This window comes from Aeromonas sp. s6 (assembly GCF_040907815.1).
GTDB classification, from domain to species: domain Bacteria; phylum Pseudomonadota; class Gammaproteobacteria; order Enterobacterales; family Aeromonadaceae; genus Aeromonas; species Aeromonas caviae.
Map to the genome: position 1 here is coordinate 125,327 of NZ_JBFOCN010000095.1, position 9,761 is coordinate 135,087.

A 9,761-nucleotide genomic window follows, 5' to 3' on the forward strand; every position below is an offset into this window, starting at 1 on the left:
TGGATCGAGGGTGGCACAGTCAGGGCTGCGCCGGATCCGGTGCGGCAAGGACGGGCTGATCCCTCATCTCGAGGGTATGGCCCGCCTGGCGATAGTGCTTGTAGCGCTCGCGGGCTTGCTGCTTTTGCGTTTCGTCAGTGGGGACAAAATCTACCACTTGAGCGAAGTGTCCTGCAAACAAAGGTGTCTGCCGGGCCAGGTTGATGAGGCAGGCATAGCGCCGCCGTGGCGGCTGATGGCCTATCTCCACCGGAGCCTGACCGCTCTCCCCCTGCAACTGGTGCGGCACGAAGCGATCGGGCGGCAACTGCCACAACAGCTCGTCCAGACGCAGGGCCTGGGCCTCGTCCTCGCACAGCAGATAGAGGTGGCCTGCGCTCCAGCCATCGGCCGCAAGCTGGCAGGCGAGGCGCTCGACGGCGGAGGCATCCGCATCATCGGGCTGGCTCATCAGGTAAAAGGTCACTTGGCTCATCAGGTCGGTCCCGTTTGGCTGTGACGGACAGCGATTGGCCGTCTTCGGGAGCCGCGTCTGGCACGGACTTCCCGGATTCTCTCAATGAAACAAGGAAGAGGCAGGCCTCTTCCTTGTGATACAGGGTAACGCCTTCTCGCATCGCTCTTCGAGTCGATGGGGAAGGGGATCACTCCTTGTCTTCGACGTCCGCCACGCCGGCCCGGTTGAGCAGGAACTGGGTCAGCAGGGGCACAGGACGGCCGGTGGAGCCCTTCTCCTTGCCGCTCTTCCAGGCGGTTCCTGCGATATCCAGGTGGGCCCAGTTGTACTTCTTGGTGAAGCGCGACAGGAAGGCGGCGGCGGTGATGGTACCGGCCGGACGGCCACCGATGTTGGCCATGTCCGCGAACGGGCTTTCCAGCTGCTCCTGATACTCGTCGAACAGGGGCAGGCGCCAGGCGCGATCGCCAGCCTGTTCGGAGGCGTTGAGCAGCTCGTGGGCCAGGGGGTTGTGGTTCGCCAAGAGGCCAGAGGTATGGTGGCCCAGGGCGATGATGCAGGCACCGGTCAGGGTCGCCACATCGATCACGGTCTCGGGATCGTAGCGGTCCACATAGGTGAGGGCATCGCACAGCACCAGGCGGCCTTCGGCGTCGGTGTTGAGTACCTCGACGGTCTGGCCGGACATGGTAGTGAGGATGTCACCGGGGCGGTAGGCGTTGCCCCCCGGCATGTTCTCGCAGCCCGCCAGCACGCCGATGACGTTGATGGGCAGCTGCAACTGGGCCAGGGCGTGCATGGTGCCGAGCACGGAGGCGGCGCCACCCATGTCGTACTTCATCTCGTCCATGCCGTCTGCCGGCTTGATGGAGATGCCGCCGGAGTCGAAGGTCAGCCCCTTGCCCACCAGCACGATGGGCTTGGCGTCGGCGTTGCCCTTGTACTCGATGATGGCCATCATGGCTTCGTTCTCGGAGCCGCGGGCCACTGCGAGGTAGGAGTTCATGCCGAGCTCGGCCATCTCCTGCTCCCCCACCACCCTGGTGGTGATGTTGTCATAGGCATCCGCCAGACGGCGGGCCTGGGAGGCGAGGTAGGCGGGATTGCAGACGTTGGGCGGCATGTTCGCCACGTCGCGGCAGATGCGCACCCCTTTCGCCACGGCCAGGCCGTGGTTGATGGCGCGCTCGCCTATGGTCAGTTCCCGACGCGTCGGCACGTTGAAGACCAGCTTGCGCAACGGACGGCGCGGTTCGGCCTTGTTGGTCTTGAACTGATCGAAGCTGTAGAGGCCTGCCTTGGTGGTTTCAACCGCCTGACGCACCTTCCAGTAGGTATCCCGACCCTTGACGTGCAGCTCGGTCAGGAAGCAGACCGCTTCCATGGAGCCGGTTTCGTTCAGGGTGGTGATGGTCTTGTTGATGATCTGCTTGTACTGGCGCTCGTCGAGTTCGCGCTCCTTGCCGCACCCGACCAGCAGTACGCGCTCGCTGAGCACGCCCGGTACTTGATGCAGCAGCAGCATCTGGCCCGGTTTCCCTTCCAGGTCGCCACGGCGCAGCAGCGAGCTGAGGTAGCCGTCGCTGATCTTGTCCAGCTGTTCGGCAACCGGAGAGAGGCGGCGGGGCTCAAAAACGCCGACCACGACGCAGGCACTGCGTTGCTTCTCAGGACTGCCACTCTTTACACTGAACTCCATGGAATCTCCTACATCCTAAAGACAAAAGGCACCATTTATTGAATAATGCGGTGCTTGTTGGGGTATCAGAGGCGGAGCGAACAGTCACAGGCTCCGCAGTTCAAACTGGTAAAAATCCAATATAGGGCCCTATTTTTCAGGCATTCGACTAAAAACACAAGTTTACTTGGGAATGACTGTGATCGTTTTCCGATATTTGTTCAGGGAGACCCTGAAAACCCAGCTGGCGGTGCTGTTCGTGCTGCTGCTTATCTTCGTCAGCCAGCAATTTATCCAGATCATTGGCGATGCCGCCGATGGTGAGGTGCCGACGCGCCTGGTATCCACCCTCCTGCTGCTCAACCTGCCGAATATGGCGTTGTTGATGCTGCCTATCAGTCTGTTTTTAGCCATTCTGTTTGCTCACGGCCGTTTGTACGCTGAAAGCGAAATGACGGTGATGCACGCGGTGGGTTTCAGTCACCGTTTCATCATGGGCAGCGCCCTGGTGCTGGCCCTGCTGACCGCCGCCGTCGCGGCGTTCAACACCGGCTGGGTCGCCCCCCAGGCCAAGGAGCGGGAGTACCAGGTGATCGACGAGTTCAAGGCCGATCCCGGTATCTCTTTCCTGCAGGCCGGCCGCTTCATGGAGCTCGACAAGGGGCGCCTGGTGGCCTACATCCAGGATCTGAACGACAAGGGGTCGGAGTTGCAGAAAATCTTCGTGCTGCAACGGGCCGAGGGGGGCTCACCCCCGTCAGTGGTGGTGGCCAACGAGGGGCAGGTGACCGCCGACAGCAACGGCTTGCAGTGGCTGACCCTGAAGGATGGCTCGCGCTACGAGGGGCATTTCACCGGCAAGCAGTTCCAGGTATCGGAGTTCCGTGAATACAGCCTGGTGATCCGCCAGCAGGAGATGGAGCGATCCAACCGCAAGGCGGCGGCCAAGCCGACCCTGGCATTGCTCGGCACCCAGGACAACCAGCTGATGGCCGAATTGCAGTGGCGCCTGTCGCTGCCCCTCTCCATCCTGGTGCTCACCTTCCTGGTGGTGCCGATGGCGCGGGTCAATCCCCGTCAGGGGCGTTACGCCAAGCTGCTGCCGGCCATCCTGCTCTATCTCTCCTATTTCCTGCTGCTCAGTGCCGCCCGGTCGGCCATCGACAGCGGGCGTCTGCCCCATTGGCCCGGGATGTTCCTGGTGCCCCTGGTCTATCTGCTGCTGATAGGGTTGCCTCTCAACCTGCAGGGCACCAGCTGGTGGAACGGGGTCAAAGGGCAATTGTTCAAGAGAAAGTCAGCATGATGCTGCAACCTGGGAGTCTCTGCTGATGTTCGGCATTCTCGATAGATACATAGGCAGGGTCATCTTCATGTCGATCCTGCTGTGCGAGCTGACCCTGGTCGGGCTGGCCGCGCTCATCAAGTACGTGGAGCAGTTGAAGGCGGTCGGGGAAGGCAACTACGACATGCTCAACGCCCTCTACTACGTGCTGCTCTCCATGCCCAAGGAGGCGGTGCTCTTCTTCCCCCTGGCGGCCCTGCTCGGTGGCCTCATCGGTCTGGGCCAGCTCGCGACCAGCTCCGAGCTGGTGGTGATGCAGGCGGCGGGACGCTCCAAGATCAGCATCGTCATGGCGGCGCTCAAGACCGCCATTCCCCTGATGCTGCTGGTGGGGCTGATGGGCGAGTACGTCGCACCGGCCGCCAAGCGGATGGCGGATGACATCAAGGCGGGGGCCATGTCGGAAGGGCGGCTCACGGTCTCGGCCTACGGGGTCTGGGCACGGGATGGCAACAACTTCGTCAACATCAACGGGGTGCGCAACGATGGCGCCCTGACCGGCATCACCCTCTACCGCTTCACTCCGTCCCGCAACCTGATCGACGTGGTGCAGGCGAAGGAGGGGGTGTTCGAGGATCACCACTGGCTGCTGAAACAGGTGCACATCACCCGGTTTGACGATCCCACCCGGATCCAGGACGAACAGCATGCCCAGATGGCCTGGCAATCCGAGCTGACCCCCAAGCAGCTCGGGGTGGTCAGCATCGATCCCGAGAACCTGCCCATCTCGGGGCTGCGGGACTACATCGGTTATCTGGATGCCAACAAGCAGGATGCTGGACGCTACAAGCTGGAGATGTGGCGCAAGCTGCTCTCACCGCTCTCCGTGGTGGCCATGATACTGCTCGCCTCCTCCTTCATCTTCGGCCCGCTGCGTTCGGTGAGCATGGGGGCGCGGATGCTGATGGGGATCATGACCGGCTTCGCGGTCTATGTGAGCGACAGGGTGTTCGGCCCGGTCAGCCTGGTCTATGCGGTCCCGCCCATCCTCGCGGCCATAGCACCCAGCCTGCTGTTTGGCGGCATCTCCTTCTATATCCTGAGCCGCAAGCAGTAGCGGCCTGAAGGAGGCGGGCTGCTGACAAAAGGCGGCCATTGCTCTCGATGCACCGTTTCCGTCAAGGTTCTGGGCTGCAAGCACTCAGTTCTGGTCAACAAAAAGGGCACCTCGGGGTGCCCTTTTGCGTTGCCGCCTGGGATCAGCGATTGAGCTGCTCCAGGTTTTCTGCCTTGCCGAGTACCACCACCTCGCACTCGGCCCAGATGTCCTGGAAGGCGCGGGGGCGGGCGCGATTGAACACACACAGCAGGTTGCCCAGGCCAAAGGCCGAGGTAGCGAGCCGGATCAGGGCCTGGGTGACGCGAATGTTGCTGCCGTCCAGGTTCTGGATGCGCAGGCGCCAGGCCCGCATGCCGATGGTCTGGCCGGCGCGGACCCAGAACCAGGTGTAGAAACCGCAGATGACGAAGGCCAGCCAGGCGCTGTAGAGGGGGCTGGTGAGCAGCCAGGCGGCATCCTTGCCCTCGGGCACGGTCGCCATGCCGGTGGCCAGCAGCAGGTGGGCCACACCCATCCCGATGAAGCCGGCGATGATCAGCAGGGCAATCACCACCAGATAGTCATAGAGCAGGGCGCCGAGACGGCGCAGCAGACCGGCGGACGGATGCCGGGGAGCAGGCTGGAGAGGGGAGGGGGTCTTGCGCTTGGCCATGATGATTATTCCATTAATATGATGCGGGCATTCTATGTAACTGGCCTGGCATCGGCAAGGCGTTGAATAAATGAGCAAACAACGGTGGGCGCAAGAAAAACACCTTGCATGGCCAAGCGCCATTCGTATAATCCCTCGCAGCTGCCCGGGTGGCGAAATCGGTAGACGCAGCGGATTCAAAATCCGCCGTAGCAATACGTGTCGGTTCGAGTCCGACCCCGGGCACCATCAGATTCCATAACAAAAGGCCATCCTCGCGGATGGCCTTTTGTTTTTCCGGGCGGTGCGAAGAGGTGTACCCACAGACCCACAGACCCACAGACCCACAGACCCACAGACCCACAGACCCACAGACCCACAGACCCACAGACCCACAGACCCACAGACCCACAGACCCTCAGACCCTCAGACCCTCAGACCCTCAGACCCTCAGACCCTCAGACCCTCAGACCTTCAGACCTTCAGACCTTCAGACCTTCAGACCTTCAGACCCACAGGCGCTCGGGCCATCAGCCTCTCGGACTGCCATCCCCTCAGTCGATATTCTGCGCGATGCGCCACAGCACGCCGGCGGGATCGTACAGACAGAACTCCTTCATGCGCCACGGCTGGGTGACGAGCTCCGTGACCCTGACGCCGTAGCGGGCGGCGACCTGGCTCGCCTCCACTTGGGCCTGCCAGGCGGCCACGTCCTCCACCAGGAGGTGCATCATGAGCTGCTCGGCCAGCCCCGGGGGATTGCCATCCTGCAGCAGGAAGCTTGCGTTGCCGAGATGAAAATAGGCCACGCCGTCGCCATCGGAGGCCAGGGTAAAGCCGAGATCCTGATAGAACTGCTTTGACTGCGTGAAATCCCGGGCAGGCACGAAGGCCTTGATTTCGGTCACGTTGAGATTGGGCATGGGCTCCTCGCGGCGCTGGGAACAGGGAAGATGGCTTGCCAGTATGACCGGGCATTTCGGGGCAGACCAGACGAATGGTGCGAGTTTGCACTCTTAAAGTGCTTGTGCCCCTCGGGTGGGGGGATATTGGCCGTCAGCCTCATTTGATTTCACCATGGTATGGCCCATTTCATTTATTTCATAAATACCTTAGCGGGATAGATAAGCCTGCCAGGGTGACATCACCACGGGTTCGCCCTGTCATTGTGAGGCGATTGGGTCATCCTGGTGCACTTTCCCGGCAATGCACAGCCAAAGTGCGATTTTCCCCCTGTAACCGGGCATCGTGCGCCAAGATGGTGCGTGTTGAATGTGATAAAAACATAACGCTATGAAATAAAAGGATTATTTTTCTTGGCCTGCTTTATGCTTTCCCCATGTCATGTCGCCATGATGTCTCCGTGAGCCACACAGGTGCGGTGGGCAGGTGGCCAGGTTGGAAATGCATATCAGGAAATGGACCCGGATGCCGGGACGACAAGGAGAGGGCTGTATGTTCAAGAGACTCGTAATGACTGGCCTGCTGGCGCTGGCCGCCACCATGGCCGCTCCGGGCTGGGCCGAAGAGGTGGCCGCGCAGGCCGATGTGGTACAGGCGGCCGCGACCGTGACCATCAACAAGGGGGACAATACCTGGCTGATGGTGGCGGCGGCCCTGGTGATCCTGATGTCCGTACCGGGCCTCGCCCTCTTCTACGGCGGCCTGGTGCGCGCCAAGAACATGCTGAGCGTGCTGATGCAGGTGTTCACCCTGTTCTGCCTCATCACCGTCCTCTGGGTGGTCTACGGCTACTCCCTGGCCTTCACCGAGGGCGGCGCCTTCTACGGCTCCTTCGACAAGGTGCTGTTGATGGGGGTGACGCCGGATTCCATCGCCGCCACCTTCAGCAAGGGGGTCGGGATCAGCGAGTTCATCTACGTGGTGTTCCAGGGTGCCTTTGCCGCCATCACCTGCGGGCTTATCGTCGGCGGCTTTGCCGAGCGGATGAAGTTCTCGGCGGTGCTGCTGTTCGCGGTGATCTGGTTCACCTTCGCCTATATCCCGATGGCGCACATGGTGTGGTACTGGGCGGGTCCGGATGCCTACACGGATGCGGCCGCCGCCGAAGCGGCCGGTGCCACCGCAGGCTATCTGTTCCAGCACGGCGCTCTGGACTTCGCCGGCGGCACAGTGGTGCACATCAACGCCGCGGTGGCCGGTCTGGTAGGGGCCTTCATGGTGGGCAAACGGGTTGGCTATGGCCGTGACCCCATGACCCCCCACAGCCTGACCATGACCATGATCGGTGCCGCCCTGCTGTGGTTCGGCTGGTTCGGCTTCAACGCTGGCTCCTCCCTCGAAGCCAACGGCACGGCGGCCCTGGCCTTCGCCAACACCTGGATCGCGCCGGCCGCTGCCGCCCTCTCCTGGACCTTCGCCGAGTGGGCGATGAAGGGTCGTCCCTCCCTGCTTGGCGCTGTCTCCGGTGCGGTGGCGGGTCTGGTCGCCATCACCCCTGCCGCCGGTTTCGTCGGTGTGGGGGGCGCCCTCATCATCGGCCTGCTCAGCGGTGTGGCTGGTCTGTGGGGCGTGCACGGTCTCAAGCGTCTGCTGGGGGCCGATGACAGCCTGGACGTGTTCGGCCTGCACGGGGTGTGCGGGATCCTGGGTGCCGTGCTGACCGGGGTGTTCGCCAGCCCGGATCTGGGCGGCACCGGGGTGTGGGACTATGTGACCAACCAGGTGGCCGAGGGGTACTCCATCCTGGCCCAGGTCAAGGTACAGGTCATCGGCGTGGGGGTGACCGTGGTCTGGACCGCCCTGGTCTCGGCCGTGGCCTACAAGCTGGTGGACCTGCTGATCGGTCTGCGGGTGAAGGAAGATGCCGAGCGCGAAGGGTTGGACGTGACCAGCCACGGCGAGAAAGCCTACAGCCATTGATCCTGCTGCCATGAATGTCATACCGCCGGCCCCGTCCGGCGGTTTTTTTATTGGGGCGGGCTGGCCAGGCTGCCCGGACCGGGCCGCTGGTGGCCGGGGTCGCTATTTGTGTTTGCCGGGTCTTTTATGCCTGCATTTTGGGCGGATCTCCGCTAAACTCTGCCACCCTTTATTCGGGGTCGCCGGGTCTGCCCCGTCTTCACCCTCTCTTTCATGCCTTCGGAGCCGCTCATGCCGTTAGTGGGACACCAACATCAGATCGATATTCTGGAACTGACCGACAAGGGGGATGGCAAGGGTCGCCTGTTCGATCGCCCCCTGTTTGTCGAGGGTCTGCTGCCCGGTGAGCAGGCGCTGGTCGAGTTGACCGAGGTCAAACCGAACTACCTGCACGGCAAGCTGGTCGAGTTGACCCAGCCCTCTGCCGATCGGGTGGCCGATTTTTGCCCCAACACCGAATGCGGTGGCTGCCAAGTGCGCCCGCTGGCCTATCCGGCCCAGCTTGCCCTCAAGCAGAGCCTGGTGCAGAGCGCACTGGAGCAGGTCGGGCTGGGTGAGGCCGTGGTCAACCCCATCCTCGGCATGGAGACGCCGTTTGCCTACCGCAACAAGGCCCAGTACGCGGTGCGTGGCAGCGAGGCGGGCGCCGAGATCGGCTTCTACCGCAAGCACTCCCATGACCTCATCACCGCCGATGATTGCGCGGTGCAGGACTCCCTGCACGTGGAGCTCAATGCCCGGGTACGCAACTGGATGCGCGAGCACGACATCGCGGCCTATGACGAGGTGGCCCACACCGGCTGCGTGCGCAACCTGATGACCCGCAAGGGCTTCAAGAGCGGCGAGCTGATGGTGGTGCTGGTGACCCTGGGCGAAGCGCTGCCGTTCGAAGCCGAGCTGCTGGCGGCCCTGGCGGATCTGCCGGTCACTACTCTGGTGCAGAACATCAACGAGGCGCGCACCAACCGCATCCTGGGTGACAAGAACCGGGTGCTGCTGGGCAGCGGGGTGATCCGCGACAAGATCCACGAGCTCGAATTCGAGATCTCGCCCCTCTCCTTCTTCCAGAACAACCCGAGCCAGACCGACGTGCTCTACTCCAAGGCGCTGGAGTATTGCGAGCTGACCGGCAGCGAGACGGTGTTCGACATCTATTGCGGCATCGGCACCATCTCCCTGTTCCTGGCAGGCAAGGCCGCCAAGGTGGTGGGGATCGAGTCGGTGGAGAGCGCCATCAGCGATGCCCGTCGCAATGCGGCCCTCAACGGCATCGAGCAGACCGAGTTCCACGTGGGCAAGGCGGAGCAGCTGATGCCTGCCCTGCACGCCGACGGGGTGAGCGCCGATGTGGTGGTGATGGATCCGCCCCGCAAGGGCTGTGACAAGGCGGTATTGCAAACCCTGGTGGCCATGGCGCCGCGCCGTCTGGTCTATGTCTCCTGCAACCCCCAGACACTGGCCCGGGATCTCGCCTGGCTGGTCAAGCAGGGCTTCGTGCTGGACGAGGTGCAGCCGGTGGACATGTTCCCGCACTCCATGCACGTGGAAGCGGTTGCTCGCCTGAGCCTGCCTGCCAAGGCCTGATCGTCGCTCGGGATCTTCCCCTCGCGCGATGCAGGTGGAAGTGGTCGCCTGCCTGAGCCTGCCAGCGAAAGCCTGATCGGGCCGAGGGCGTGGCGTTAGCCAGATGGCTCTGATAAAAACGAC

The 9,761-nt window shown here is 62.7% G+C and carries 8 protein-coding genes and 1 tRNA gene; 5 read left to right on the forward strand and 4 right to left on the reverse strand.

All coding sequences use genetic code 11. From position 1 onward, the window contains the following. Positions 1 to 19: 19 nt before the first annotated feature. Both AB5Y50_RS15050 and pepA read right to left on the reverse strand, forming a co-directional pair. A complete protein-coding gene (locus AB5Y50_RS15050) occupies positions 20 to 475 on the reverse strand; it encodes a DNA polymerase III subunit chi (RefSeq protein WP_010672959.1) in 456 nt (151 codons plus the stop codon). Positions 476 to 644: 169 nt separating this feature from the next. After that, on the reverse strand, positions 645 to 2,156 hold the full coding sequence (pepA, locus tag AB5Y50_RS15055; RefSeq protein ID WP_010672960.1) for a leucyl aminopeptidase: 1,512 nt from the start codon (positions 2,154 to 2,156) through the stop codon (positions 645 to 647). Positions 2,157 to 2,328: 172 nt separating this feature from the next. On the opposite strand from pepA, the gene lptF reads away from it, so the two are divergent. Both lptF and lptG read left to right on the forward strand, forming a co-directional pair. Beyond that, positions 2,329 to 3,441, forward strand: coding sequence for an LPS export ABC transporter permease LptF (gene lptF, locus AB5Y50_RS15060; protein ID WP_029313726.1), 1,113 nt, complete (start codon positions 2,329 to 2,331; stop codon positions 3,439 to 3,441). A 25-nt stretch (positions 3,442 to 3,466) separates the two neighbouring features. Beyond that, on the forward strand, positions 3,467 to 4,537 hold the full coding sequence (gene lptG, locus AB5Y50_RS15065; protein ID WP_041210919.1) for an LPS export ABC transporter permease LptG: 1,071 nt from the start codon (positions 3,467 to 3,469) through the stop codon (positions 4,535 to 4,537). 142 nt (positions 4,538 to 4,679) lie between these two features. On the opposite strand, the gene AB5Y50_RS15070 is transcribed toward lptG, so the two are convergent. Continuing rightward, positions 4,680 to 5,192, reverse strand: coding sequence for an RDD family protein (locus AB5Y50_RS15070; protein WP_223933131.1), 513 nt, complete (start codon positions 5,190 to 5,192; stop codon positions 4,680 to 4,682). A 143-nt stretch (positions 5,193 to 5,335) separates the two neighbouring features. On the opposite strand from AB5Y50_RS15070, the gene AB5Y50_RS15075 reads away from it, so the two are divergent. Beyond that, positions 5,336 to 5,420: transfer RNA gene (locus tag AB5Y50_RS15075), tRNA-Leu, on the forward strand. A gap of 305 nt (positions 5,421 to 5,725) precedes the next feature. Here AB5Y50_RS15075 and AB5Y50_RS15080 read toward each other — a convergent pair. Further along, positions 5,726 to 6,094 carry a VOC family protein gene (locus AB5Y50_RS15080; protein ID WP_042882282.1) on the reverse strand — a complete coding sequence of 123 codons (369 nt, stop codon included), beginning with the start codon at positions 6,092 to 6,094 and terminating at the stop codon, positions 5,726 to 5,728. 532 nt (positions 6,095 to 6,626) lie between these two features. Between AB5Y50_RS15080 and amt the strand changes: the two genes are divergently transcribed. Next, entirely contained in the window at positions 6,627 to 8,054 is a 1,428-nt protein-coding gene (gene amt, locus AB5Y50_RS15085; RefSeq protein WP_010673021.1) for an ammonium transporter, read from the forward strand. A gap of 231 nt (positions 8,055 to 8,285) precedes the next feature. Then, complete coding sequence (rlmD, locus tag AB5Y50_RS15090; RefSeq protein ID WP_039039940.1) at positions 8,286 to 9,638, forward strand: 23S rRNA (uracil(1939)-C(5))-methyltransferase RlmD; 1,353 nt, start codon at positions 8,286 to 8,288, stop codon at positions 9,636 to 9,638. Positions 9,639 to 9,761: the final 123 nt, after the last annotated feature.

What these genes read in the sequence shown, in the direction of transcription:
- AB5Y50_RS15080 (WP_042882282.1), bottom strand. Translation starts at nt 6,094, where the DNA reads ATGCCCAATCTCAACGTGACCGAAATCAAGGCCTTCGTGCCTGCCCGG.
- AB5Y50_RS15070 (WP_223933131.1), bottom strand. Translation starts at nt 5,192, where the DNA reads ATGGCCAAGCGCAAGACCCCCTCCCCTCTCCAGCCTGCTCCCCGGCAT.
- amt (WP_010673021.1), top strand. Translation starts at nt 6,627, where the DNA reads ATGTTCAAGAGACTCGTAATGACTGGCCTGCTGGCGCTGGCCGCCACC.
- rlmD (WP_039039940.1), top strand. Translation starts at nt 8,286, where the DNA reads ATGCCGTTAGTGGGACACCAACATCAGATCGATATTCTGGAACTGACC.
- lptF (WP_029313726.1), top strand. Translation starts at nt 2,329, where the DNA reads ATGACTGTGATCGTTTTCCGATATTTGTTCAGGGAGACCCTGAAAACC.
- pepA (WP_010672960.1), bottom strand. Translation starts at nt 2,156, where the DNA reads ATGGAGTTCAGTGTAAAGAGTGGCAGTCCTGAGAAGCAACGCAGTGCC.
- lptG (WP_041210919.1), top strand. Translation starts at nt 3,467, where the DNA reads ATGTTCGGCATTCTCGATAGATACATAGGCAGGGTCATCTTCATGTCG.
- AB5Y50_RS15050 (WP_010672959.1), bottom strand. Translation starts at nt 475, where the DNA reads ATGAGCCAAGTGACCTTTTACCTGATGAGCCAGCCCGATGATGCGGAT.